19 protein-coding genes are annotated in these 23,826 nt (G+C 71.9%); 8 read left to right on the top strand and 11 right to left on the bottom strand.

Annotated features, from left to right (window positions below; all coding sequences use genetic code 11):
* Positions 1-9: 9 nt before the first annotated feature.
* Both ACFQZQ_RS10065 and ACFQZQ_RS10060 read left to right on the top strand, forming a co-directional pair.
* Positions 10-1,017, top strand: coding sequence for a multidrug resistance efflux transporter family protein (locus tag ACFQZQ_RS10065; protein ID WP_386812655.1), 1,008 nt, complete (start codon positions 10-12; stop codon positions 1,015-1,017).
* Positions 1,018-1,114: 97 nt separating this feature from the next.
* The gene (locus ACFQZQ_RS10060) at positions 1,115-1,699 is read left to right on the top strand and encodes a hypothetical protein (RefSeq protein ID WP_386812654.1); all 585 of its coding nucleotides are present in this window, start codon (positions 1,115-1,117) and stop codon (positions 1,697-1,699) included.
* Between the two features lie 44 nt (positions 1,700-1,743).
* On the opposite strand, the gene ACFQZQ_RS10055 is transcribed toward ACFQZQ_RS10060, so the two are convergent.
* Genes ACFQZQ_RS10055 through ACFQZQ_RS10045 form a run of 3 tightly spaced genes read right to left on the bottom strand, consistent with a single transcriptional unit; the run spans position 1,744 to position 4,326 of the window.
* Positions 1,744-2,337, bottom strand: coding sequence for an HAD family hydrolase (locus tag ACFQZQ_RS10055; protein WP_386812653.1), 594 nt, complete (start codon positions 2,335-2,337; stop codon positions 1,744-1,746).
* Between the two features lie 26 nt (positions 2,338-2,363).
* A complete protein-coding gene (locus ACFQZQ_RS10050; RefSeq protein ID WP_386812652.1) occupies positions 2,364-3,353 on the bottom strand; it encodes a pyridoxal-phosphate dependent enzyme in 990 nt (329 codons plus the stop codon).
* 22 nt (positions 3,354-3,375) lie between these two features.
* A complete protein-coding gene (locus ACFQZQ_RS10045; protein ID WP_386812651.1) occupies positions 3,376-4,326 on the bottom strand; it encodes a DMT family transporter in 951 nt (316 codons plus the stop codon).
* A gap of 263 nt (positions 4,327-4,589) precedes the next feature.
* On the opposite strand from ACFQZQ_RS10045, the gene ACFQZQ_RS10040 reads away from it, so the two are divergent.
* The 4 genes from ACFQZQ_RS10040 to ACFQZQ_RS10025 all read left to right on the top strand — a co-directional run bounded on the left by ACFQZQ_RS10040 (position 4,590) and on the right by ACFQZQ_RS10025 (position 9,617).
* Positions 4,590-5,171 (top strand): hypothetical protein, encoded by a 582-nt coding sequence (locus ACFQZQ_RS10040; protein ID WP_386812650.1) that lies wholly within the window; start codon positions 4,590-4,592, stop codon positions 5,169-5,171.
* A 608-nt stretch (positions 5,172-5,779) separates the two neighbouring features.
* Positions 5,780-7,672: a tRNA uridine-5-carboxymethylaminomethyl(34) synthesis enzyme MnmG gene (gene mnmG, locus ACFQZQ_RS10035; RefSeq protein WP_386812649.1), complete on the top strand. Its 1,893-nt coding sequence runs from the start codon at positions 5,780-5,782 to the stop codon at positions 7,670-7,672.
* A gap of 212 nt (positions 7,673-7,884) precedes the next feature.
* The gene (locus ACFQZQ_RS10030) at positions 7,885-9,177 is read left to right on the top strand and encodes a hypothetical protein (RefSeq protein ID WP_386812648.1); all 1,293 of its coding nucleotides are present in this window, start codon (positions 7,885-7,887) and stop codon (positions 9,175-9,177) included.
* Positions 9,174-9,617: an aldehyde-activating protein gene (locus tag ACFQZQ_RS10025; RefSeq protein ID WP_386812647.1), complete on the top strand. Its 444-nt coding sequence runs from the start codon at positions 9,174-9,176 to the stop codon at positions 9,615-9,617. Before ACFQZQ_RS10030 ends, ACFQZQ_RS10025 begins: the two co-directional genes overlap by 4 nt.
* Positions 9,618-9,734: 117 nt before the next feature.
* Here the strand turns inward: ACFQZQ_RS10025 and ACFQZQ_RS10020 are convergent, their stop codons facing one another.
* From ACFQZQ_RS10020 to glyQ, 5 genes are all read right to left on the bottom strand, one after another.
* Positions 9,735-10,505, bottom strand: a complete 771-nt coding sequence (locus ACFQZQ_RS10020; RefSeq protein ID WP_386812646.1) for a hypothetical protein — start codon at positions 10,503-10,505, stop codon at positions 9,735-9,737.
* The gene (locus tag ACFQZQ_RS10015) at positions 10,505-14,734 is read right to left on the bottom strand and encodes a translocation/assembly module TamB domain-containing protein (protein WP_386812645.1); all 4,230 of its coding nucleotides are present in this window, start codon (positions 14,732-14,734) and stop codon (positions 10,505-10,507) included. Before ACFQZQ_RS10015 ends, ACFQZQ_RS10020 begins: the two co-directional genes overlap by 1 nt.
* Positions 14,735-14,736: 2 nt before the next feature.
* Positions 14,737-16,641 carry an autotransporter assembly complex protein TamA gene (locus ACFQZQ_RS10010; RefSeq protein ID WP_386812644.1) on the bottom strand — a complete coding sequence of 635 codons (1,905 nt, stop codon included), beginning with the start codon at positions 16,639-16,641 and terminating at the stop codon, positions 14,737-14,739.
* 112 nt (positions 16,642-16,753) lie between these two features.
* The gene (gene glyS, locus ACFQZQ_RS10005; protein WP_386812643.1) at positions 16,754-18,898 is read right to left on the bottom strand and encodes a glycine--tRNA ligase subunit beta; all 2,145 of its coding nucleotides are present in this window, start codon (positions 18,896-18,898) and stop codon (positions 16,754-16,756) included.
* 195 nt (positions 18,899-19,093) lie between these two features.
* Positions 19,094-20,020, bottom strand: a complete 927-nt coding sequence (gene glyQ, locus ACFQZQ_RS10000; protein ID WP_386812642.1) for a glycine--tRNA ligase subunit alpha — start codon at positions 20,018-20,020, stop codon at positions 19,094-19,096.
* A 94-nt stretch (positions 20,021-20,114) separates the two neighbouring features.
* Between glyQ and ACFQZQ_RS09995 the strand changes: the two genes are divergently transcribed.
* Together ACFQZQ_RS09995 and ACFQZQ_RS09990 are read left to right on the top strand one after the other, a co-directional pair.
* On the top strand, positions 20,115-20,840 hold the full coding sequence (locus ACFQZQ_RS09995; RefSeq protein ID WP_386812641.1) for a glutamine amidotransferase: 726 nt from the start codon (positions 20,115-20,117) through the stop codon (positions 20,838-20,840).
* Between the two features lie 78 nt (positions 20,841-20,918).
* Positions 20,919-21,824: a hypothetical protein gene (locus ACFQZQ_RS09990; protein WP_386812640.1), complete on the top strand. Its 906-nt coding sequence runs from the start codon at positions 20,919-20,921 to the stop codon at positions 21,822-21,824.
* Between the two features lie 46 nt (positions 21,825-21,870).
* Here ACFQZQ_RS09990 and ACFQZQ_RS09985 read toward each other — a convergent pair whose 3' ends face one another.
* The 3 genes from ACFQZQ_RS09985 to tatB are packed head-to-tail and all read right to left on the bottom strand — an operon-like array spanning position 21,871 to position 23,796.
* Entirely contained in the window at positions 21,871-22,614 is a 744-nt protein-coding gene (locus ACFQZQ_RS09985; RefSeq protein WP_386812639.1) for an RDD family protein, read from the bottom strand.
* The gene (gene tatC / locus ACFQZQ_RS09980) at positions 22,611-23,399 is read right to left on the bottom strand and encodes a twin-arginine translocase subunit TatC (RefSeq protein WP_386812918.1); all 789 of its coding nucleotides are present in this window, start codon (positions 23,397-23,399) and stop codon (positions 22,611-22,613) included. The genes ACFQZQ_RS09985 and tatC overlap by 4 nt, the downstream gene beginning before the upstream one ends.
* Entirely contained in the window at positions 23,386-23,796 is a 411-nt protein-coding gene (gene tatB / locus ACFQZQ_RS09975) for a Sec-independent protein translocase protein TatB (RefSeq protein WP_386812638.1), read from the bottom strand. The genes tatC and tatB overlap by 14 nt, the downstream gene beginning before the upstream one ends.
* Between the last annotated feature and the right edge of the window lie 30 nt (positions 23,797-23,826).

Genomic DNA, 23,826 nt, shown 5'->3' with positions numbered 1-23,826 from the left:
GCGGGCGCGATGACCCCGCACACCCGCCAGCGCACGCTGCTCGCCGTCGCCATCGCGCTCGCCTCGGCGCTGTTCTTCACCTGCACCTACGTGCTCAACCGCGCTGCGGCGGTCGAGGGCGGGCACTGGGCGTGGACCGCGTCATTGCGCTACCTGATCACGCTGCCGCTGATGCTGCCGCTGATGCGCACGCAGGGCGGGATCGGCCCGGTGTGGCGCGCGATCTGTGCGCATCCGGGGCCGTGGCTGGCGTGGAGCGGGATTGGCTTCGTCGGCTTCTACCTGTGCCTGAGCTTCGCCGCCGCGAGCGGGCCGTCGTGGCTGGTCGCGGGCACGTTCCAGCTGACCGTGATCGCGGGAATGCTGTGCGCGCCATTCCTGTACCGCGACGCGCGCGCGCGGATTCCGCTGCCGGCGCTGGCGCTGGGCGTGGTGGTGGTGGCCGGGGTGCTGCTGATGCAGTTCGGCCACGGCGGCGGCGCGCTCGACCGCGCCGGCTGGATCGCGCTGGTGTGCGTGGCGGTCAGCGCGGTCGCGTACCCGCTCGGCAACCGCGGCCTGCTGCTGCACCTGGAACGGCACCACGACGACGTGCCGGAACTCAATGCCACCCAGCGCGTGTTCGGCATGACCCTGGCCAGCCAGCCGCTGTGGCTCGCGGTCGCGGTGTACGCCGGGGCCGAGGCCGGCGCGCCGTCGCTGGGCCAGGTCGGGCTGGCCGCGGGCGTGGCCCTGGGCGCGGGCGTGATCGCGACCGTGCTGTTCTTCCACGCCACCGGCATGGTCCGCAACGACCCGACCGCGCTGGCCGCGGCCGAGGCGATGCAGGCCGCGGAAATCCTGTTCGCGACGCTGATCGGCGCGTTGTGGCTCGGCGAAGCCTGGCCGCAGGGCCGCGCCCTAGTCGGCGCGCTGGTGGTAAGCATCGGCATCGTGCTGTTCAGCTGGGTCGCGGCGCGCGCCGCCGCCGGCAACGCGCGCGCGACCGAGGTACTGGGCGGCGACCGCGGCGCGTGAGCGCATCGCGGCGAGTGCGCGGTTCAGCCGCGCCCGACTAGATTCGCGCTGTCACCCTCTGCCGAGTCCCGCCATGCGCCACGCCGCCGCCTTCTTGATGACCGCCGTGTTGGGCGTGTCCGCCGCCGCCAGCGCGCCCGTGCGGGCCCAGGACGCCCAGTCGATGCTCGCGGAGTGGGGCATCGATGCCTCCGCGCTGATGCAGGGCAGCGAAGACCTGCTGCTGCGCGCGCCGGACCCGGCGATAGACGGCCTGTTCCAGGCGGTGCACGCCAGCGCGCGGACACCGGCCGAGGCGCGCGCGCTGTGCGGGTTGTTCGAGCCGGACGCCGACCGCAGCCTGGCAGGTTTGAATCAGGTCGCCACGCAGCTCGGCGAGGCCAGCCGCGCGCGCTTCGCCGACGCCGCGGCGCAGGCGTTCGTCGCCGCCGCCCAGAACCCGCGCCAGCCATACGACCCGACGCAGGCGCAGCAATGGATGAAGGCGGCCGGCGTGCGCGCGGCGCTGCTCAACGACGGCTTCAGCACCGGCCTCACCGGCGCCGACCGCGACGCGCGCTGCCGTGCGATCGGGCAGTTGCTCGATGCGCTGCAGTCGCGGCCGCTGGGCGAACGCGCCGCGGTCACCCGATTGCTGCTCGGAGAGGGCCTGGCGCGGATCGCGGCAGTGCCCGCGCAGTAGCGGCGTCGAACCTTGACGCGGCCTGCTCAGTCAGCCGCGCTTGCTCAGGTCTGTTCCTGCCAGCGGAAATAGCGGCGATCAGCGATCCCAAGCAGTTCGCGATCTTCGCGGGTGTCGCCGTAGGCGTACACCGTCCCGAAGTCCGCCAAGGCGAAGCGCTCACTCACCCGCCGCGCCTTTTCCGCGCCGACGCATTGCGCGCCGCGGAAGCGCCCGCTCAGGCGGCCGTAGGCCACTTCCAACTGCGAGCAGAGCAACTCCAGCCCGTGTTGCGCGCACCAAGGCGCCAGGTACAGGTCGAGTGCACCCGAGACCACCGCGACCGTATCGCCGCGCGCCCGGTGCCAGGCGATCCGCGCCATCGCCGTCGGTCGCAGCACGCCGGGCAGCACCTCGCGCGCGAAGGTCTCGCCGGCCGCGCGGGCGCGCGCCTCGGGCACGCCGCGCAGGCCGAACCCGACCACTGCGCCACGCACGCTGTTGCCGGACACCACGCCGAGCCGGTAGCCGGCCACCAGCGGCGCGAGCAGCAGCCTGCCGGTCGCCAGCCGTGCCGGGCTGACCGCGGCGTGGATGAAGTCGGCGAACATCTCGCGCTCGGTGATGGTGCCGTCGAAGTCGAACAGGGCCAGGTCCATGGCGGCTCGTGCAAGGGCGTGTGGGGTTATGGCCGCGGGGCCAGCAACGCCGACAGCGCGTCGAGATCGACGTTGCCGCCCGACAGGATGATGCCGACGCGCTGTCCGGCGAAGCGTTCGCGGTGGCCCAGCACCACCGCCAGCGCCAGCGCCGACGACGGTTCGACCAGCTGCTTGCCGCGCTGCCACAGCAGCCGCAGCGCGGCGACGGTGGCCGCGTCCTCGGCCAGCAGGGCCTCGACATGGTGCGCGCGCAGCAGCGAGAAGTTGGGTTCGCCGAGGGTGCCACGCAGGCCGTCGCAGATCGTGTCGGGCACGAAATCGGTGACCCGGGTGCCGGCCTGCAACGAGGCGAAGGTCTCGGCCGCGCCGCTGGGTTCGGCGACGAACAAGCGGGTCGCTGGCGAGACCGCCGCGCAAGCGATCGCGGTGCCGCCGGCCAGGCCGCCGCCGCCGACCGGCACTACCAGCGCGTCGAGCGCGGTGCCGCCAGCGAGCAGCTCCAGCGCCGCGGTGCCTTGCCCGGCGATCACCCGTGGGTCGGTGTAGGGATGCACGAGCGCGGCGCCGGTCTGGCGCTGCACGTCGGCGCACATCGCCTCGCGCGCGGCGATGGTCGCCGCGCAGCCGTGCAGGGTCGCGCCGTAGGCGCTGATCGCCGCGAGCTTGGCCGCGACCGCGCCCTCCGGCACCACCACGTGGCAGGCGATGCCGCGGGTGCGCGCGGCCAGCGCCAGCGCGGCGCCGTGGTTGCCGGAGGAATGGGTGACCACGCCACGCGCGGCCTCGGCTTCCGTCATCGACCACACCGCGTTGCACGCGCCGCGGAACTTGAACGCGCCGGCGCGCTGCAGGTGCTCGGCCTTGAAGTGCAACTCGCAGCCGGCCAGCGCATCGAGCGTGCGCGAGCGCAACACCGGGGTGGCGTGCGCGTGCGGCGCGATGCGCGCGGCGGCGGCGAGCACCGCGGCGAAGTCGGCGACGGGGTCGGGTGCGGGTGACGGGGCGGCGTTCATCCCGCGATGCTAGCGCAGTCGTTTACGCCGCCGCCGCCGGCGCGCGCCGGCCGAGCAGGCTCACCGCCGCCGAGCCGGCCACCGCCAGGCCCGCGCCGACCCAGCCCAGCGTGCTGATGCGTTCGGCCGCGAGCCACTGCGGCCACAGCGCGTGCACCGCGGTCACCGCGGCGATGCACAGCAGCGGGGTGGTGGCGAGGATCGCCGACACCCGCGACGCCTCCCAGTGCGCGAGCGCCTCGGCGAACGCACCGTACGCGCCGATGGTGTTGAACGCGCAATAGCCGAGCATCGCCCAGTGCAAGCCATCGAGTTGCAGCAGCGTGGCCGGTCGCGCGAACGGCAGCAGCAGCACGCTGGCGGCCGCATAGATGAAAAGCAGGATCTGCATCGACCCCAGCTTTACCAGCAGCTGCTTCTGCAGCAGCGCGTACACCGCCCACACCACCGCGCCGATCACCACCAGCGCCGAGCCGAACACGTAGCCGGGGCCGGCGCGCGCCGCGGCCGCGAGCTGGTCGGCGAAGAACAGCGCCAGGCCCAGCGCCAGCAGGCCCAGGCCCAGCCACTGCGCGGCGCGGAAGCGCTCGCCGAACACCCAGATCCCACCCAGCGCCATCAACAGTGGCGCCAGCTGGATCAGCAGCTGGGCGTTGGCCGGCGTGGTGTGCTGCACGCCGAGCAGGTAGAACACGTAATTGCCGAGCAGCATCAGCGCCGCCAGCGCGAGCATCAGCCAGCCGCGCCGCCCGAGCGCGCCGTAGCCCGCGCCGCGCAGCCGGCCGCGCGCGCCCAGCCACGCCGCGGTGACCAGCGCCGCGACCAGGAAGCGGAACCAGGTCAGGGTGATCGGGTCGAGCACGTCTAGCACGATCTTCAGCGCGATCGGCAACGTCGCCCAGCACGCCGCGGTGATCAGGGTCAGGGCCAGGCCCAGGCGCCAGTGGCCGGACACACGGTGCAGGGTGGGCATTCGATATCTGTTCCCGGAACGAGCCGCATGCTGGCACCGCGCGCCGGTGCCGACAACGGCGTGACGTGGCGGTTCGCGCGCTGGCGTTGGCGATGGCCGGGGGCGTTCGTTGACGGGGCGAGCACCTGCCATCGTCGGCCGGTCTTCGGCCGCCACCGTCGCGCCGCTGAACCAGTCAGCATCGGCCCCGCAGCGCCGCGTGGATTAAGCGCGAGTTCAATCCACCGGGCCGACAGTGGCCGTACACCTTGGGGGTTCCGACCATGATCCGCACACTGCCGGTCTTCAAAGCCACGATCGCAAGGGCCGCGATTGCACTGGCCGCCACCGGCCTGCTCGCCGGCTGCATCACCGGCGACTACGCGTACCGCAATGGCGGCCGCGGCGACTATTACTACGGCCAGCCGAGCGTCGACTACCGTTACGAAGGCTACGGCGGCTACGGCCATTACCCGTACGGCGACGCCTACCGCTTCCGCTCGCGCTACGGCTATCCGTACGGCGGCTACCCCTACCACCGCGGCTACCCCTACTACGGCGGCCACTACGGTTACCCCTACCACTACCCGTACCGGCCGCGCCCACCGGTGGTGATCCGGCCGCCGCGCCCGGACGGCAGCGTGCCGCCGCCGCAGCACCGGCCCGACGGCCGCCCGCCGTGGCGCAACCTCGACGAACTGCGCCGCCGCCAGCAGGCCCGGGGCGGCAACGAGCAGCCGCAGATGGCGGTGCCCGCGCGCCCGACCATCGCCGAACCGCGCCGCGCCGAATCGCGGATGGACCAGCTGATCCGCCGCAGCAGTGAGGCGCGCCCGCGCGAGTCCGACGAACGGCACGAACCGTGACCCTGAACCGGTGTTTGCGGGTTGCATTTCACGCCTGCCAGCCAGCAAGCTACAGGCGTTGACCTCTAGCGTCGGTTTCCGACGTAATCTGATCAAGACGGCCACGGGACTGCGTTGCGCAGACGCCACTGGGGCCGTCCATCCAGGCAAGTCGTCGTAGCAAGCGCCTATGCCGGTGCCCGGTGAGGAATCACGGATCCCCCCTGTTCCGTCCTCGCCGGCGCCGGCGCCTTCGCCCCACGCCGCGGCCCGCGCCAATGGCGCCCCGCAAATCCCCGGTTCCTGGTGGCGCGCTGGCGTGCCCGTGCGGCCTGGCGGTGTTGGCGGGCACTCGGCCAAGCCTGGCGTGGCGCAGGAATCGCGCGCAAAAAAAATGGGGACCGAACGTCCCCCGACATTCGGTCCCCGGCTTCCCCTGCGAGCGCGTGGCCAGCCCTGTTCCAATCCTAGCCGGCGCTTTGCGCCTGCCCCGCTGGGTGCAAATGTAGTGTCGCAGGAAGCGTGCCAACCTTTGGCCGGACCGGCTCGTTCGCTGCCGGGCCGGCGCCTCGCCTAAAATTGCCCGCCGTGGCCGCGCCGCCCAAGGCCTCTCCGAGACCGCCCTCGCCATGCCCCATTCCTTCCATCAATACGACGTCATCGTGGTCGGCGGTGGCCACGCCGGCACCGAGGCCGCGCTGGCCGCAGCCCGGACCGGCGCGCGCACGCTGCTGCTCACCCACAACATCGAGACAGTCGGCGCGATGAGCTGCAACCCGGCGATCGGCGGGATCGGCAAGGGCCACCTGGTCAAGGAGATCGATGCGCTCGGCGGGATCATGGCGCGCGCCGCCGACGCGGCCGGCATCCACTGGCGGCGCTTGAACGCGAGCAAGGGCCCGGCCGTGCGCGCGACCCGCTGCCAGGCCGACCGCGCGCTGTACCGCGCCTTCATCCGCCGCGCGGTCGAAACCCAGCCGAACCTGACGGTGTTCCAGGCCGCGGTCGACGACATCTCGTTTGATGGTGGCGCCGTGACCGGCGTGCTGACCCAGACCGGGCTGCGCTTCGATGCGCCCGCGGTGGTGCTGACCGCCGGCACGTTCCTGGCCGGCAAGGTCCACGTCGGCCAGACCACGTACGCGGCCGGCCGCGCCGGCGACCCACCGGCGCTCGCGCTCGCGCAAAAGCTGCGCGACGGCCCGTTCGTGGTCGACCGGCTCAAGACCGGCACCCCGCCGCGCATCGACGGGCGCACGCTCGACTACTCGGTGATGCAGGAGCAGCCCGGCGACGACCCGCGCCCGGTGATGTCGTTCACCGGTTCGCGCGACGAGCACCCGCGCCAGGTCTCGTGCTGGATCACCCAGACCAGCGAGCGCAGCCACGAGCTCATCCGTGCCGCGCTCGACCGCTCGCCGCTGTACACCGGGCAGATCGAGGGCATCGGCCCGCGCTACTGCCCGTCGATCGAGGACAAGGTGGTGCGCTTCGCCGAGAAGGACAGCCACCAGATCTTCGTCGAGCCCGAGGGCCTGGACGTCACCGAGATCTACCCCAACGGCATCTCGACCTCGCTGCCGTTCGACGTGCAACTGGCATTGGTCCGCTCCATCGCCGGCTTCGAGCATGCGCACATCACCCGCGCCGGCTACGCGATCGAGTACGACTTCTTCGACCCGCGCGGGCTCAGGACCACGCTCGAGACCAAGGCCGTGGCCGGGCTGTTCTTCGCCGGCCAGATCAACGGCACCACCGGCTACGAGGAGGCCGCCGCGCAGGGCCTGCTGGCCGGCGTCAACGCCGCGCGCTTTGTGCGGGGCGACGCCGGCTGGAGCCCGCGCCGCGACGAGGCCTACCTCGGCGTGCTGGTCGACGACCTGATCACCCACGGCACCAGCGAGCCGTACCGCATGTTCACCAGCCGCGCCGAGTACCGGCTGCAGCTGCGCGAAGACAACGCCGACCTGCGCCTGACTCCGGTCGGGCGCGAGCTGGGCCTGGTAACCGATTCACGCTGGGCGGCGTTCGCGACCAAGCGCGATTCGGTCGAACGCGAGAACGCGCGGCTGGGCGCGCTGTGGGCGGCGCCGAACAACCCGCTCGGCCGCGAACTGCACCAGCACCTGGGCGTCGAACTGACCCGCGAGTCGCGCGTGCTCGACCTGCTCAAGCGCCCGGAGCTCGACTACGCCGCGCTGATGCGGCTGCCGTCGCTGGCGCCGGCCGTGGCCGACGGGCAAGTCGCCGAACAGGTCGAGATCGGCGCGCGTTACTCGGGCTATCTCGAGCGCCAGCGCGAGGAGATCGACCGCCAGCAGCGCAACGAAGGCACCGCGATCCCGGACGGCTTCGCCTACGACGGCGTGCACGGGCTGTCGATCGAGGTGCGCCAGAAACTCGAACGCGTGCGCCCGCAGACCGTCGGCCAGGCGCAGCGCATCCCGGGGATGACCCCGGCGGCGATTTCGCTGCTGCTGGTGCATCTGGCGCGGCAGCGACGCAGTCGCGACGTCGCCTGAGTAGGCAAGCCGTTATCCCTCGCGCGCGGCGGCGCGTCGGGAACCGTCGCACTCGCGAGCTGTCGCGGCGCGTAGGGCGGGTTTCAACCCGCCGCCCGTGGCCCACCTCGCGCCGACCCGCGTGCCGCCACGGCGGGTTGAAACCCGCCCTACCAATCGCCGCACGCCGAACACCCCTCCGCGCCGGTCGGTCTCGGGAGTACGCTGCGGCCATGAAAACCGTCGCCTTGGTCCCCGCTCTCGCTCTGCTGCTGTCCGCCTGCGAACGTCCGCCGGCGGCGTCTGCGGCGGCGCCGGCCACACCGCCCGTCGCCTCCCGCGTCTACGCACGGCAAGACTGGCCGCTGCCCAGCGCCGCGATTGCCGCGCAACCGGACCTGGTGGCCACGCCCGACGGGCACGTGCTGCTGGCGTGGATCGAACCGCAGGCCGGCGGCCATGCGCTCAGATTCGCGCGCACCGATGCCCGCGGCGCCTGGCAACCGAGCCAGACCATCGCCATCGGCACCACCTGGTTTGTCAACTGGGCCGACACCCCGCACATCGCCGCCACCGCCGACGGCGCGCTGTGGGCGCACTGGCTGCAGAAGTCGGCCGCGGCGACCTACGCCTACGACGTCGCGCTGGTGCGTTCGAGCGATGGCGGCAGCAGCTGGTCGCCACCGCTGCTGGTCAACGACGACGGCACCGCGACCGAGCACGGCTTCGTGTCCCTGTGGCCGGCGTCGCGCGACACGCTCGGGATCGCCTGGCTCGACGGCCGCAACACGCAGGATGAGGGCAGCGCCGGCGGCGCATCGCATGCGCGCCATGCCGACCAAGACGGCCATGCCGGCGCGATGTCGCTGCGTACCGCGACCTTCGATGCAGGCCTGGAACGCGGCGGCGAACGCGAACTCGATGCGATGACCTGCGACTGTTGCCAGACCGACGCCGCGCTGACCGCGCGCGGCCCGCTGCTGGTGTACCGCGGACGCACGCCGGATGAGATCCGCGACATCGTCGCGCAGCGGCTCGATGGCGCCGCGGCGCCGGGCCGGATCGTCCACGCCGACCGCTGGAAGATGCCGGCCTGCCCGGTCAACGGCCCGGCGGTGGCCGCGCGCGGCGAGGAGGCCGTCGTCGCCTGGTACACCGCGGCCAACGACGTGCCGACGCTCAAGATCGCGCGCAGCGCCGATGCCGGCGCCACGTTTGCCGCGCCGCTGGTGCTCGATCAGGGCGCGCAAGTGCAGGGCCGCGTCGACGTTGCGCTGTCCGCCGATGCGGCGTGGCTGTTGTGGATGCGCGAGGACGCGAACGGCCAGTCCGTGCAGCTGGCCCGATACGCGCCCGACCTGTCGCGCGAGTTGCAACGCGTCGAGGTCGCGAAGCTGCAAGGCCGCGGCCGCGCGACCGGCTTCCCGCAACTCGCGCTCAGTGGCGATGGCGCCTACGTGGTCTGGACCGACGTCGTCGACGGCAAGCCAGGTTTGCGGGGCGCACGCTACGCGGCCTCGCCATGAGCGCCACCGCGCTGCGGGGCGGCTGCCATTGCGGCAACCTCGTCGTCGATCTGGTGTTGACGCAGCCGGCCGCGAGCTATGCCCCACGGTGCTGCGATTGCAGCTTCTGCCGCAAGCACGGCGCGGCCTGGTTGTCCGACGCGCGCGGTTCACTGCGGGTGGTGCAGCGCGATGCCGCGGCGGTGCTGCGCTACCGGCAGGGCTCCGGCCAGGCCGATTGCCTCGCGTGCGCGCGCTGCGCGGTGCTGGTGCTGGTGACGTGCGAGATCGAAGGCCGCCTGTACGCGGCGGTCAACGCGCGCGTGCTCGACGGCGAGCCTGGCTTCGCATCGGCACAATCGGCATCGCCGCAGCGCCTGGTGCCCGACGACAAGCGCTCGCGCTGGCAACAGCTGTGGTTCGCCGATGTCCACATCGAGGCCGTCGATCCCCTCGCGTAGCAGGCGTCGGCACCCATCAGCGATTGATGACGCTGGTTTTCCGCGCTGGAACCCGATTCCTGCGCTCGTTGCTCGGTTACCGTCGACAAGACCAGACCGAGACGGCACCTGCTTCGGTCAGTCGCGTTGCACCTGCGCCACCACATCGCCAAGCGAATCGGCGCCGGGGACGTACTTCGCCATGCCCCAGCCCGCGGCGGTGACGCACAAGGCCGTGAGCACGAACGGCAGCCAGGTGCGGCGCACCGCGCTTTCCAGCCAGTGCCGCGCATCGATCCCGCGCAGCCGGCGGTACAGGCCGGCGGCCAGCGCGCCATCGACCAGCAACTCGGCGAACAGCACCGGTGCCGACCAGACCACGAACAGCGACGACAGCGCCAGCAGGGCCACCACGGCGACCGCGACGACTACCGCGACCATCGGGATCGCCAGTTCGTCGGCATCCGCCGCTGCGCCCAGGGCGTCGCCGATCGGACCGGAGAGCGCGTCTGCTGGACTGCTGTCGGCAGCGTCGAACGAACTGCTCGCGCCGCCGCCGCCACTGTTGCCGCCAAGGCCGCCCCAAGGAGCGGATCCGCCAGTGCCTGGCGAAGTGGCCAGGTCGATGCCGCTGCCATCCCAGCCGTCGACCCAGTCGTGAGCGCGGGTGCGCAACCACAGCCACAGCATCAGCAGAAAGGCCGCGTAGGCCAGGCACAGCGCGAGCGGATAACGCAGCCACATGGCGCCGACGCCCAGCTGCAGCAGCGCCCACGACGCGACGAAGCCGGCGCCACCGGTGATCGTCACCAGCAACATCATCTGCAGGCGCGGCCAGCCATCGCGCTCGAGTCGCCGGCGCATGCGCGCGATCGCCTGGTAACGGGTCGGCGCCATGCGTTGGTCCATCACTTTTCCTTGCGCCAGTTGATCGACGCGCGGTTCTCGACCGTGCTCGATTCGATCTCGATGTCGAAGCCCTTGCGCAGCAGGTACTTCAGGGTCAGCACCTGCCCCGTGCCGAGCAGCGACACGCCGTAGCCTACGTAGAGCTTGGGCGACAGGTACTTGCCGATGCCGAGCACGCTGCCGCCCAAGGCGCGGCTTTCCATCACCCCGGCATCGTCGAGGCCGATGCGCGCACCCAGTTGCGAGGCGAGCAGGCTGCCGCCGGCCGACAGCGCGGCGCTGGCGGCGTTGAGCTGGCGGCTTTCGTCGCCGCTGGTGGTCGACAGCGGCCGGCCGAGCGCGAGGTAGGCGAGCGCCTCGGACTGCGAACTGGACGGATTCGACCACACGCGCGCCTGCGGCGACGAGGCGCGGCCGGTGACGTCGACGCCGGCGGTGACTTCGCCGACCTCGCGCTCGGCGCGGACGTCGAGAATGGGATCCGCGACCGGGCTGTTGCTCCACACCAGCCGGCCGCGGGTGATGTCGAGTTTCTGGCCGTAGGCGGTGTAGCGGCCGTCGATGTCGAGCGCGCCGGTCGCGATCATTTCGCGGCCCGGCCGTGCGCGCACGCGCAGGCGGCCGCCGAGGCTGCCGTCGAGGCCGAAGCCATTGAGCGTGACCTCGTCGCCGAGCGCGATGGTGAGGTCCATGTCGAGCGGGGTGGCGAGCTTGTCCTCGGGGTCGGCCGGATCGAGCACCACCACGTCCGGCGACGCCGACACGCCCGAGTCGAGGCGCTCCAGGTCGATGCGCGCTTCCGGCACGGTGACGGTGCCGGTGACCTGCAGCGGCTGGCCGGCGCTGTAGCGCACGGTCACGTCGGGGTTGGCGACCGCGTGCAGGTCGCGCGTGTCCGAGACCAGCACGTTGTTGCCGCGCACGTTGAGGACCAGTGGCGTGTCGGTGCCCTGCCAACCCAGCGTGCCGTCGACGTTGAGCGTGCCGTCGCCGGAGCGCACGCTGCCGTTGATGCGCGCGCTGCCGTCGGCCTGCGCGACCAGGCGCACGTCGCCGTCGCGCAGGGTGATCGCCAGCGCCGGCAGTTCGGTGCTGAACCGCGTGAGCCGCGCCTGCCCGCCCAGCCGCGGCGCCGCGCGCGTGCCGGCCAGCGAGATGCGGCCGTCGAGGCGGCCGGTCGGCTCGACGATGTCGGGCGACAGCAGCTCCATCCACGTCAGCTCGTCGGTGTTGAGCGCGATCTCACCACTCAGCGGCGAGTACGCGTCCCAGCCTGTGTTGATGCGCGCGTCGACGCGGCCGTCATCAAAGAGGGTCGCTCCCAACTGCGCCTGCAGGCGTTGCGGGTCGAACGTCGCACGCAGCTCCAGGCCCTGATAGCGGACCAGTTCGCTGCGCGAACGTTCGCTGTTGCGCAGGCCGCCGCTGGCCGAGGTCAGCGTCGCCTGGCCACGCCAGCTGTTGCCCACCGGGCGCAGCTGCGCGACGAGGCCGACGTCGCCACGCAGCAGCCACGGCCGCCGGTCCTCGCGCTCGGGCAGGTACGGCACCAGCAGCGCGAGCGGCAGGCCATCGCCGCGAACGTCGAGGCCGCGGCGCGGCCAGTCCGCGTTCGCGCACAGCGAACCGCCGCTGCTCGCGGCCAGGCAGGCGTTCGACAACGCGCCGTTTTTTCCGTCCCAGCGGAACTGCGCGGGTTGCTGCAGGCGCCACTGCGCGCCGCGCGCCGGGGCCAGCGAGAGCGAGGCGAGGGTGCCGGCCCAGGTCGCGCCGGTCTTGCGCGCGTTGCCGGTCAGCGCGAGTTCACCGATCTCGCCACGCGCCTGCGCGCCCAGTTGCAGCGCCTCGACCGCGCCGCGCGCGTCGATGGACAACGTGTCGAACGGCACGCCGGCCTGCAGGCCGCTGGCGCGCACGGTCAAGGCACCGCCGCTGCCGCGCCACGGCAGCCGGCCCTTGGCGAGCAGGGTGGCGGCGCGCAGCTCGCCGAACGCAAGCCCGGCGCCGTTGAGGTCGGCATCGATGTTTGGCGCGGTGCGCGCGCCGGTCAGCCGCAACGTGCCGCGCAGCGTGCCGCGGGCGTCGGGCACCAGGTCGTTGAGGTTGAGCGGCTGCAGGCGGGCGTCGACGTCGAGGGTGTCGGCGATGCGGCCACGGGCGTCGATGCGGCTGCCGCCGATCGCTAGGTCGACGTCGCCGCTGTACGAATCGCCGGCAATCGCGAGGTTGGCGCGGCCCGACAGCGGCCGCCCGCGCAGCTGGCCGCCGAGCTTCGGCGCGTCGAGGCTGGCGTCGATGCCGCCATCGGCGCGCAGGTTGCCGCGGCTGGCGATGCGCCCATCGACGGCGCCGTCCCAGCCCGCGACGAAGAAGCCCGGGTCGAACGCGCGCAGGGTCGCGCTCGCGTCCCAGTGCAGGCGCGGCGTGGTGCCGAACGTGCCCTGCGCGTCGATACGGCTGGCGCCGACCGCGAGCGCGAGGTTGCCGTCGTAGCGCTCGCCCCGCGCCTTGACGGTCGCGTTGCCGGCCAGCATGCGCCCGCGCAACTTCCCGCCGAGTTGCGACAGCTGCAGCGTGGCGTCGTAGCCGGCGCTCGCGCTGCCGTCGGCGGCGATTGTCACGTCGCGCGCAACGCCTTGCGTCGCCAGCGTGCCGTTGACCGCGCCGTCCCAGCCGGGCGCGAAGTAGCCCGGGTCGAAGCCGGCCAAGGTCGCGTCGAGCTGCCAGCGCAGCTTCGGCGCCCACGCGATGTCGCCGCGCGCGTCGAGCGTGCCGGTCGGCATCTGCGCTTCGAGGGAGCGGATCACCAGCGCCTGGCCGCGGCCGCGCCCGTCGAGGCGCACGCTCGCGCGCTCGCCGTCGCGCACGAACGCGGCGTTGCCGATCAACGCCCACGCCTGCTGGGTGCCGGCCAGGCCGAACGCGCCGTCGGCGACGATCGCGGGCGGCGCCGGCGCGCGGGTCGGACTCGCGGGGGGGGCCGTCGCGCCGCCCCAGCGCAGTCCGCGCGCATTGATCGCGTAGTTGATGCGCGCCGCACCGCGGTTCTCGCCGAAATCGCCGCGGCCGCGCACCGTGACCTGGCCATCGAACACGCGCAGCGACAGCGGCGCGAACTCCAGCACCTGCTGTTCGAGTTTCACCTTGGAAGGCAGCACGGTCGCGCTGAAGTCGCCCCGGTCGAACTGCCCGCGCAGCGTCGCGTCGCCGCCGATGCCGTCGGCATCCAGGCGCAGCGACAGCGGTTCGCCGGGCGTGTCGGCGCCGGCCAGCAGCGCAGTGTCGATTGCCTCGCCGCGTGCGCGCAGCTGCCAACGCGGGCGCTGCGCGCCGCGCAGGGTCAGGGTCGCGCGCAGCGGTCCCGGCGCGGCGCCGGCCAGCGCCACGTCCATCCGTGCCAGGTCGCCCTTGGCGACGAAGCCCAACCGCAGCGGCGAGCGGCGTGGGGCGTTGGGGACCGGCACCACCGCGGTTACGCGCAAGTCGGCGTGGTAGTTGTCGCGCGGGGCGTAGTCGCCGTGCGCGGTGAAGCGGCCGCGGTCGCTGTCGACCACCAGCCGCTCGACGTGCAGGTGGCCGCGCTGCGCATCCAGCCCGCCGCGCAGGCTGCGGATGTCGATCAGCTGCTTGCCGGCCAGCAGCACCTTGAAGCCGTCGATGCGCACGTCGTCGGCCTGCAGCGCCAGCGGTGGCGCGATCTGCGGCAGCACGTCGGGCCAGCGCGGCAGCTCGAACGGTTCGTGGCTCTCGGGCAGCTGCAGGGTGGCGTCGGTGACCTGCAGCGCGTCCAGGCGCAGCCGTCGACCGAGCAGCGGCCGCAGCGCGAAATCCAGGTAGGCGCGCCGCGCAGTGAACACGATCGGGCCAGCGGGGACGCAGGCGTCGTCGTCGGGCTGGCACTGCGGCGTGTACGCGAAGCGCACGCCGTGCAGCGTCAGCGGCCCGCGAGCCGGGCCTTCGGCGCGCTGCCACGACAGCGTCGCGTTGTCGGGCAGGCGCTGCACCACCTGCGCCAGCAGCAGCTCGCGCCCGCCGATCGTGGTCAGCAGCCAGTAGCCGAACACCAGCAGCGCCAGCACCAGCGCGGCGCTGAACAGGCCGCCGCGGATCGCGAGGTAGCGCACACGCGCGCGCCGGCGCGCGCGCAGCTCGGCGATGCGCGCCTCGCGCTGCTCCGGCGCCAGGTCCGGTTCGGCGCCGGCGCGCGTGCGCTTGAAGGCTCCCGCCATCGCTACAGGTCCGCGCCGATGTTGAGGTACAGCTGGAACGACGAGTCGGGATCGTCGAGCCCGTGCGCGACGTCGATGCGCACCGGCCCGACCGGCGACTTCCAGCGCAGGCCGACGCCGACGCCGGTGCGCCACACCGGCGAATCGTTGAACGCGCTGCCGCCGTCGAGGAACGCCGCCGCGCCCCACTCGCCGCGGCCGAAATACTGTTCGTACTCGACGCTGCCGGTGGCGACGTTGCGCGCGCCGACCGGGAACTGGTCGCCGGCGGGGCCGATGCGCGGGCCGACCTCGCGCCACGCGTAGCCGCGGATGCTGCGGTCGCCGCCGGCATGGAAGCGCAGGCTTGGCGGCAGCGTGCCGATCCGCGCGTCGACGAAGGTATGGCCGAGCTCGCCGCGGGTGATCAACCGGCTCTGCGGACCCAGCCCGCGGTACCAGCGCGCGCTGGCGTGGACCTGGGCGAAGCTCACGTCCGAGCCCGCGCCTTCGACGCCGCCGCGCAGCATCAGCGTGCCGCCGAGTCCGTCGCGCGGGTGGATGCGGTCGTCGGCGTCGATGTACTCGCCGCGCAGCGACGGGTAGCTGAAGGTCGCGTAGCGGTACATCGGCGGCGTCAGCGGGTCGCCATCGTCCTCGGCGGTGTAGGCCCAGCGCTCGCGCAACGCATGCAGCGAGGCGACCGCGGTCCAGCGCGGGTTGAGCTCGCCGCTGCGGCTGGCGACGAGCTCGATGCGGCGGTTGTCGATGTAGTCGGTCTGCTCGTCGGCGGCCTGTGCGCTGAGCGTGTACCAGCCGTCGAGGTAAGCGAACGCGGGAATGCGGTACTGCCCGGTCAGGGTCTTGCGCCGTTCCGCCCAGTCGATCTGCGCCAGCGCCTTGTGGCCGCGGTCGTTGAGGTAGCGGCGCTCGCCGCCGAGGCGGACACCGGCGCCGCTGTCGGTGCCGTAGCTGAGGCCGGCGGTATAGATGCTGCGCTTGGCCGGGGTCAGGGTGACGGTGACCGGCACCTCGCCGTCGACCGCGTCCTCCGGGTGCGGCGCGATGTCGATGCTGGCGAAGTAGTCCAGCCGCGCCAGCGATTCGCGCAAGCGGTCGAGCTTGCCCTGGTGGTAGTAGCTGCCGACCTCCCAGTACACCAGCCGCTCGAGCAGGCTCTCGCGGATGATCCGCTTGGGCGTCTGTTCGAACGTGGTCGGGCCCATGTCGTAGCGCTCGCCGCTGCTCCAGACCAGCTCGATGTCGGCGGCGTGCTGCGCGCGCGTGACTTCGACCCGGCGGCTGGCGAAATCGGCATCGAAGTAGCCACGCTCGGCCAGCCGGCGGGTGATGCGCGCCTTGCTGGTCTCGTAGACCTCGTGGTCGAACACGTCGCCGGCCTGCGGCTTGAACTCGCCGAGGTCCCGCTTGAGGTAGCGGTCGTCGCCGCCGGCGCCCTCGATCGCGACACGCGCGTCGCGCACGGTGACCGGCGTTCCGAGTTCGACGCTGATCGTCACCGTGACCGGCGAGGTGTTCGCGGCGCGGCGGGTGTCGGCTTCGTCCGCGTCCGCCTCACCGGTCGCGGCGGTGGCGGTGGCAGTGGCGGGCGCGGGTGTCGCGGGATCGCCGACCACGGTGGTCACGCCATCGCGGGTGCGCTGCACGGTGATCGTCGGCGAGTAGTAACCGAACGGCTCCAGCGCCTCGCGCGTCTCGTCTTCGGCCTCGCGCAACAGGTAGGCCAGTCGCCGCCCGGACAGCTCCTTGTCGATCGCGTCGACCAGCGACAGCGACACCCGCACGTTCTGGCTCATGACCTCGTCGAGCCCGCGGATCTCGACCGCACGCACCGTGGCCGCGTGCGCCGCGCCGGCCGTGGACAACAGCAGCGCGGCGGTGGCGAGGGCACGGGGGAGAAAGGGCATCGGCGGAGGATACCCGGATGCCGTCAACACCCGATTAACGCGATCAAGTGGCGATGACGCGACTCATACGCCATCGTCGACGCGTGCCCCTCACGGCAACCAGCCGACGGAATCAGCTCGACAGGTGCTCGATCGCCGCCACGCTGCCGAGCCGGTCCGAGAGGCGCTTGAGCAGCGCCAGGCGGTTGTTGCGTACCGCCAGATCGTCGACGTTGACCATCACCGCGTCGAAGAACGCGTCGACCTGCGGTCGCAGCCGCGCCAGTCGGCCGAGCACTGCGACGTAGTCGCGTTGCGCGAGCAGCGGATCGGTGTCGGCAATCGCGGCGTCGACCGATTCGGCCAGTTCGCGTTCGGCGGCTTCGGTGAACAGGTTGGTGTCGATCGCGGTCGGCACCGCGCCGTCAACCTTCTTTAGGATGTTGCGGATGCGCTTGTTGGCCGCGGCCAGGGCTTCAGCCTCGGGCAGCTTGGCGAACTCGCCGATCGCCTTGAGGCGGCGGTGGAAGTCGGACAGCGAGCCCGGCCGCAGCGCGGCGACCGACTCGTAGTGCTGCGCAGGCACGCCCTTGTCGCCGTAGTAGCCGCGCATGCGCTCGAGCACGAAGTCGTGCAGTTCGCGCTTCTGCTGTTCGGCGGTGGTGACGTCGGAGGCTGCGGCTGGTGCGCGCGCACCACCCCGTTGGGCGAGCAGCTCATTGCGCGCGATCGCGTCGCCCGCGCCGCCGTGGCCCTGCGCGATCGAGGTGGGCAGGTCGAGGTCGAACAAGCCCTCGATCAAGGTGCGTGCCAGGCCCAGCGCATTGCGCCGCAACGCGAACGGGTCCTTGTTGCCGGTCGGCTTGAGCCCGGCCGCAAAGCCACCGGCCAGGGTGTCGAGCCGCTCGGCCACCGCCAGCACCTGCCCCAGCTTGCTTGGTGCAATCGCATCGCCGGCGAAGCGCGGCATGTAGGCCTCGTCGATCGCGGCGGCCAGTTCCAGCGGCTGGTTCTCGACCGCGGCGTAGTAGCGCCCGGCGATGCCCTGCAGCTCCGGGAACTCGTTGACCAGGCGCGACTGCAGGTCGGCCTTGGACAGTTCCGCGGCGCGTCGCGCGAGCGCCGGATCCACGCCGACCTGCTCGGCGATCGCCTCGGCCAGCGCCGCCACGCGCGCAACCTTGTCGGCGACCGTGCCGAGCTTGGCCTGGTAAGTCACGCTTGCCAGGCCGTCGTTCATCGACGCCAGGCCCTGCTTCATGTCCTCGACGAAGAAGAACTGCGCATCGGCGAAGCGCGGACGGATCACGCGCTCGTAGCCCTTGCGGACCTGGGCTTCGTCCTTCGACTCGATGTTGGCGATGCCGACGAAGCGCTCGGTCAGCTGGCCGTCGCCGTCGAGCACCGGGAAGAACTTCTGGTTGGTTTCCATCGTCGCGATCAGCGCCTCGGCCGGCACCGCAAGGAACTCGCGCTCGAAGCCGCAGGCGATTGCCTTCGGCCATTCGGTGAGGCCGTTGACCTCCTCGAGGATGCCGGCGTCGATGCGTGCGACGCCGCCGGCCGCGGCGGCCACCTGCTCGACCTCGCGCACGATGCAGGCGCGGCGCTCGTCGGCGTCGACCAGCACCTTGGCGCCGCGCAGGGATTCGACGTAGTCGCCCGGCTGGCCGATCCACACCGGCTTGTCGTGCATGAAACGGTGGCCGCGGCTCATGCGGTCGCTGCGCACGCCCAGCAGCTGCGCCTCGACGATGTCGCCGCCGAGCAGCAGCACCAGCCAGTGCACGGGGCGGGCGAAGCCGTAGTCGTGGCCGCCCCAGCGCATCGGCTTGGGAATCGGCATCGCCGCGAGCGCGTCGCGCACGACCTCCGGCAGCAGCGCGGCGGTCGCAGCGCCGGGCTTGGTGGCGCGGTGGACGAAGCGCTCGCCTTTGTTGTCGCTGGTCTTCTCCAGCGCGCTCCACTCGACCCCGGCCTTGGCGGCGAAGCCCTGCAGCGCCTTGGTCGGTTGGCCGTCGGCGTCGAGCGCGATGTTGAGATAGGGACCGAGCACCTCGGAGGTCTGCTCGGGCTGCTCGACGGCGACGCCCGGCAGCAGCACCGCGAGCCGGCGTGGCGTGTACAGCGGCTTGGCGCTGCCACGCTCGATCGCGATGCCGCGCTTGGCCAGGCCATCGAGCACGCCGTCGAAGAACGCCTGCGCGAGGCCGGCCAGGGCCTTGACCGGCAGTTCCTCGGTGCCAAGTTCGATCAGGAGGGGCTTCATTTCAGTCATGGTCTGGCATCTCTGTTTTTTTCTTCTCCCCTTGGGAGAAGGTGCCCGAAGGGCAGATGAGGGTTCGGCGAAGTTGCGGTGCCACAGCCATGGATGAACCGGCCACGTGCGTTGACGTTCCCCCGGTAGTTCGCCAATCGTCGCTCCGCCGAACCCTCACCCCAACCCCTCTCCCGCAGGGAGAGGGGCTAAAAATCACGCCGCTTCTGGCGTCTGCGTCTGCGCCAGCGCGTTGCGCTTGGCCACGTACGCCTCGGCCACGCCCTGCGCGATCTTGCGCACGCGCAGGATGTAGCGCTGGCGTTCGGTGACCGAGATCGCGCGGCGCGCGTCGAGCAGGTTGAAGCAGTGGCTGGCCTTGCACACCTGCTCGTAGGCCGGCAGCGGCAGGCCCAGTTCGGTGAGCTTGGCGGCCTCGGCCTCGCATTCGTCGAAGCGGCGCAGCAGCACCTCGACGTTCGCGTGCTCGAAGTTGTAGGTGCTCTGCTCGACCTCGTTCTGGTGGTAGACGTCGCGGTAGTAGACCGTGCCTTGCGGGCCGTGGGTCCACACCAGGTCGAACACGTTGTCGACGTTCTGCAGGTACATGCACAGGCGTTCGAGGCCGTAGGTGATCTCGCCCAGCACCGGCTTGCACTCGATGCCGCCGGCCTGCTGGAAGTAGGTGAACTGGGTCACCTCCATGCCATTGAGCCAGACCTCCCAGCCCAAGCCCCAGGCGCCGAGCGTCGGCGATTCCCAGTTGTCCTCGACCAGGCGCAGGTCGTGCACCAGCGGGTCGACGCCGAGCACTTTCAGCGAATCGAAGTACAGCTCGACGATGTTGTCCGGCGACGGCTTCATCGCCACCTGGTACTGGTAGTAGCGCTGCAGGCGGTTCGGGTTCTCGCCGTAGCGGCCGTCGGTGGGGCGGCGGCACGGCTGCACGTAGGCGGCGTTCCATGCGTCCGGCCCGAGCGCGCGCAGGAACGTGGCCGGGTGGAACGTGCCGGCGCCGACTTCGAGGTCGAGCGGCTGGATCAGCACGCAACCCTGCGCGCCCCAGAACGCGTTCAGGCGCTGGATCAGCTCCTGGAAGGTTGGCGGCGACGGAAGGCTCGGTGCGGCGGACGGGCTGGCCATGGTCTGCCTCATGCAGTGCAACAAAGCGCGCTAGTATAGCTGCGGGCCTTGCGGTTCCTGGCCTGTACGTCCTTCGACTACCTGCGCGGCCGCCGTGACCCAGCCTTTCCTGATCCTCGAAACCGGCCAGCCGGTCGAATCGATGCGCCGCCACCGCGGCTTTCCCCACTGGATCCGTGTCGCCGCCGGGTTGCACCCCGACGAGGCGGTGGTGGTCAATGTCGAAGCCGGCGAAACCTTGCCATCGCGCGACGGCTTCGCCGGCACGATCGTGACTGGTTCGGGCGCGATGGTCACCCACCGCCACGACTGGAGCGAGCGCAGCGCCGCCTGGTTGCGCGACGCCGCGCACGCCGGCATGCCGCTGTTCGGGATCTGCTACGGCCACCAACTGCTCGCGCACGCGCTCGGCGGCGAAGTCGGCGACCACCCGGCCGGCCGCGAGATGGGCACGGTCGACCTCGACCTGCACCCGGCCGCGGGCGACGACGCCTTGTTCGGGCCGCTGCCGGCGCAGTTCGCGGTGCAGACCACGCACCTGCAGACCGTGCTGCGCGCGCCCGAGGGCGCGACCGTGCTTGCGCGCTCGGTGCACGACGCCTGCCACGCGTTCCGCTGGGGCCAGAGCGCCTGGGGCGTGCAGTTCCACCCCGAATTCAGCGCCACCCACATGCGCGGCTACGTGCAGGCGCGCAAGGTCGCGCTGCAGCGCGAAGGCCACTGCCCGAAGACGATCGCCGGCAACGTCCGCGCGACGCCGCAGGCGCGCCGGGTGCTGCGCCGCTTCGTCCACCACGCGCGCGGCCTGGCCGGGCGCTGACGTTCCGTTTCGCATCGACCTGCTTTGCATCTACTTTGGGCGGCCGCGGCCGACCCTCCATCCCTGGGGAAAAACACCATGACCACACGTGCAATGGGGCCGCTCGCCGGCCTGGGCTGGCTCAAGCGCGGAATCAACCTGGGCCGCCACAATGCGCGCGCGGTGCTCGGCGGCGCGGCCCTGCTCGCGGTCGCCGCGCTGCTGCCCAGCGTGATCCAGCTGGTGGTGCAGGGCGTGTTCTCGCCCGGCCAGACGGGCTTGCTGGCGATCGCCGCGATCGCCACGGTGATCTCGATCCTGATCCTGTCGCCGTTGATCGGCGGCTACCTGCGGCTGATCCATGCCACCGAGCACAACCGGCCCGCGCACGCGACCGACGTGCTGCAGCCGTTCAAGGCCGGCGGCGATGCCGGCCGCCTGATCGGCTTCGGCCTGCTGATGACGGCGCTGTATCTGGCGGTCGCGCTGCTGGTGATCGGCCTGTTCGGCGACGGCTTCCTCGAGTGGTACATGAAGGTGCTGGCGATGTCGCAGAACCCGCCGACCGATGCCTCGGCGCTGCCGAAGATGCCGGACGGGTTCGGGCGCATGCTCGGGCTGGGTTCGCTGCTGGCGCTGTTCCTGACCGGCGTCTACGCGATCGGCTTCGGCCAGGTCGCGCTGGGCTCGCGCCCGATCGGCGGCGCGATCGCCGACGGCGTGGTCGGCACCTTGAAGAACCTGCTGCCGCTGCTGGTGCTGGCGGTGGTCGCGTTCCTGATGGCGATGGTGCTTGGCCTGGTGCTGGGCCTGCTGATGCTGCTGGTCGGCGGGATCGGCAGCCTGATCCACCCGGCGCTCGGCGTGGCGCTGATGGTGCCGGTCTACCTCGGCCTGCTGCTGGTGCTGTACGTGGTGATGTTCGGGGTGATGTACCACTTCTGGCGCGATGTCTGCGGCGATGGCGTGGCCCCGGTGGAGAGCAACCACAGCGTCGCGGCCTGACTTCATGGCCGTATGCAGGCCGAGTCCGCTTCGCGGCTCGGCTTGATCAGATGTTTTCCAGCGCCGCCTGCGCCATCGCAGCAAACGCCGCGCCCAGCCAGATGCTGGCCGCCAGCGCCAGCAGCGCCTGCAGCCACAACCACGCCTTCGCCCGCGTTGTGAGCGTCCCGGTGCGCGACGTCAGCACCTGGGTGCCGGCCAAGCGGTCGTGCAGGGCGCGGTGTTGCGGCGGCAGCGCCGCCAGCAAATGACCGAGGTTGAGCGTCGCCCACGACGCGCTGCCGGCGAAGTAGCGCGCACTGGCCTGCAGCAGTTTCAGCGGGCGGCCGGCGCGGTCGGCGACACGCAGGCCGAGCCAGCGCTTGCCGGGGCTGCCCTGCCAGGCCGAGGCCTCGCTGCAGACGTGGTACACCGCGGCGAGCAGCGCGAACACCAGCAGCGGCGGCAGCGCGATCGCGACCAGTGCGGCTTCGGTGGCGGCGATGCCCTGGCGCAGTGCCGGATCGTGCACCAGCGCGTGCGCAACCTCGGGCAGCGGCTGGCCGGCGAACAACGCCTCGCCGAACAGCCGCGCCGCGCGTGCCAGCACGGCGGCGAACTGGCTGCGGCAGGCGTCGACCGCGGGCGCGATCTTGTGCGCGGTCAGCAGCGAGGTGGGGATCGCGATCAGCGCCGCATCCAGCGACCAGGCCGCGTAGCGGGCCCAGAATCCTGCGGCTGCGGATCGGTTTGGCTGGGTTTCAGTGGGCGAAGCCGCACCCGGGGCCACGCGCCCGGTCGCCACGCTCACGGCGCCGGCGCGTCGCCGTCGGCCGCAGTGCGCGGCGTGACCCAGCGCGCGGCGAGGATGCCGATCTCGTAGAGGATACACATCGGCACCGCGAGCAGCAGCTGGCTGACCACGTCGGGCGGGGTGATCACCGCGGCGATGATGAAGATGCCGACCACCGCGTAGCCGCGCGCCTCGCGCAGCTGCGCCGGCGTGACCCAGCCCAGCACCACCAGGATCACCAGCGCCACCGGCAACTCGAAGCTGGCACCGAACGCGAGGAAGATCACCAGCACGAAATCGAGGTAGGCGGTGATGTCGGTCATCATCGCCACCCCGTCCGGGGTGATCCCGGCGAGGAAGCCGAACACGGTCGGCAGCACCAGGAAGAACGCGAACGCGCAGCCGGCGTAGAACAGCGCCACCGCCGAGGCCAGCAGCGGCAGCGCCAGCCGCTTCTCGCGCCGGTACAGCCCGGGCGCGACGAACGACCAGGCCTGGTACAGCAGCCACGGCATCACCAGCAGCAGCGCGGCGAAGAACGCCAGCTTGACCGGCGCGAAGAACGGCGAGGCGACCTGGGTCGCGATCAGCTGGCCGCCGGCGGGCAGCTTGTCCAGCAGCGGCTGCGCCAGCCACGCGTACAGGGTGTTGCCGAACGGCAGCAGCGCGACGAACGCGATCAGCAAGCCGGCAACCGCGCGCAGCAGGCGCGCGCGCAGTTCCAGCAAATGGTCGAGCAGGCGCGGCTGGACGGCGTCGTCCGCGTCGTCCGCCGCGCGCGCGCCGCGCTCAGCGTCGGTCATCGTCGACATGGCCGGGGGTGGCATCGGACGGGGGGGCGGGGTCGCGGGCAGAAACCCGTGCGGCTGCCGCGGGCCGTGCGATGGAATGGTCGGGCGAACCTGCCAGCTCGAGGTTGTCGCGCGGCCCCGGGTCGAATTCGTCCTGCAACGATTGCCCGCCGCGCTGCAGTTGGTCGCGGGCGTCCATCAGTTGCTGCCGGGTCTGCTGCAGGCTGCGCCTGAGCTCGTCGTCGGCCAGTTCGTTCTCGAGTTCGGACTTCACCGAGTACCACTGCGCTCGCGCGCGCCGCACCCACAGACCTGCGAAACGCGCGGCCTTGGGCAGGCGCTCGGGGCCGAGCACCAGCAAGGCCACGATCGCGATCACGAACAGTTCGGAGAAGCCGATGTCGAACATGGCTTTGGTGGGCGCGGCTGGGGAACGGCG

It is taken from the genome of Lysobacter koreensis, from assembly GCF_042677045.1.
Taxonomy (GTDB): Bacteria; Pseudomonadota; Gammaproteobacteria; order Xanthomonadales; family Xanthomonadaceae; genus Lysobacter_K; species Lysobacter_K koreensis.
Note: the sequence above shows the minus strand (reverse complement) of the source record. Positions and strands in the feature narration are given on the sequence as shown.

Coding starts and splice junctions, on each gene's coding strand:
- ACFQZQ_RS10065 (WP_386812655.1), top strand. CDS start 10: ATGACCCCGCACACCCGCCAGCGCACGCTGCTCGCCGTCGCCATCGCG.
- ACFQZQ_RS10060 (WP_386812654.1), top strand. CDS start 1,115: ATGACCGCCGTGTTGGGCGTGTCCGCCGCCGCCAGCGCGCCCGTGCGG.
- ACFQZQ_RS10055 (WP_386812653.1), bottom strand. CDS start 2,337: ATGGACCTGGCCCTGTTCGACTTCGACGGCACCATCACCGAGCGCGAG.
- ACFQZQ_RS10050 (WP_386812652.1), bottom strand. CDS start 3,353: ATGAACGCCGCCCCGTCACCCGCACCCGACCCCGTCGCCGACTTCGCC.
- ACFQZQ_RS10045 (WP_386812651.1), bottom strand. CDS start 4,326: ATGCCCACCCTGCACCGTGTGTCCGGCCACTGGCGCCTGGGCCTGGCC.
- ACFQZQ_RS10040 (WP_386812650.1), top strand. CDS start 4,590: ATGATCCGCACACTGCCGGTCTTCAAAGCCACGATCGCAAGGGCCGCG.
- mnmG (WP_386812649.1), top strand. CDS start 5,780: ATGCCCCATTCCTTCCATCAATACGACGTCATCGTGGTCGGCGGTGGC.
- ACFQZQ_RS10030 (WP_386812648.1), top strand. CDS start 7,885: ATGAAAACCGTCGCCTTGGTCCCCGCTCTCGCTCTGCTGCTGTCCGCC.
- ACFQZQ_RS10025 (WP_386812647.1), top strand. CDS start 9,174: ATGAGCGCCACCGCGCTGCGGGGCGGCTGCCATTGCGGCAACCTCGTC.
- ACFQZQ_RS10020 (WP_386812646.1), bottom strand. CDS start 10,505: ATGGACCAACGCATGGCGCCGACCCGTTACCAGGCGATCGCGCGCATG.
- ACFQZQ_RS10015 (WP_386812645.1), bottom strand. CDS start 14,734: ATGGCGGGAGCCTTCAAGCGCACGCGCGCCGGCGCCGAACCGGACCTG.
- ACFQZQ_RS10010 (WP_386812644.1), bottom strand. CDS start 16,641: ATGCCCTTTCTCCCCCGTGCCCTCGCCACCGCCGCGCTGCTGTTGTCC.
- glyS (WP_386812643.1), bottom strand. CDS start 18,898: ATGACTGAAATGAAGCCCCTCCTGATCGAACTTGGCACCGAGGAACTG.
- glyQ (WP_386812642.1), bottom strand. CDS start 20,020: ATGGCCAGCCCGTCCGCCGCACCGAGCCTTCCGTCGCCGCCAACCTTC.
- ACFQZQ_RS09990 (WP_386812640.1), top strand. CDS start 20,919: ATGACCACACGTGCAATGGGGCCGCTCGCCGGCCTGGGCTGGCTCAAG.
- tatC (WP_386812918.1), bottom strand. CDS start 23,399: ATGACCGACGCTGAGCGCGGCGCGCGCGCGGCGGACGACGCGGACGAC.
- tatB (WP_386812638.1), bottom strand. CDS start 23,796: ATGTTCGACATCGGCTTCTCCGAACTGTTCGTGATCGCGATCGTGGCC.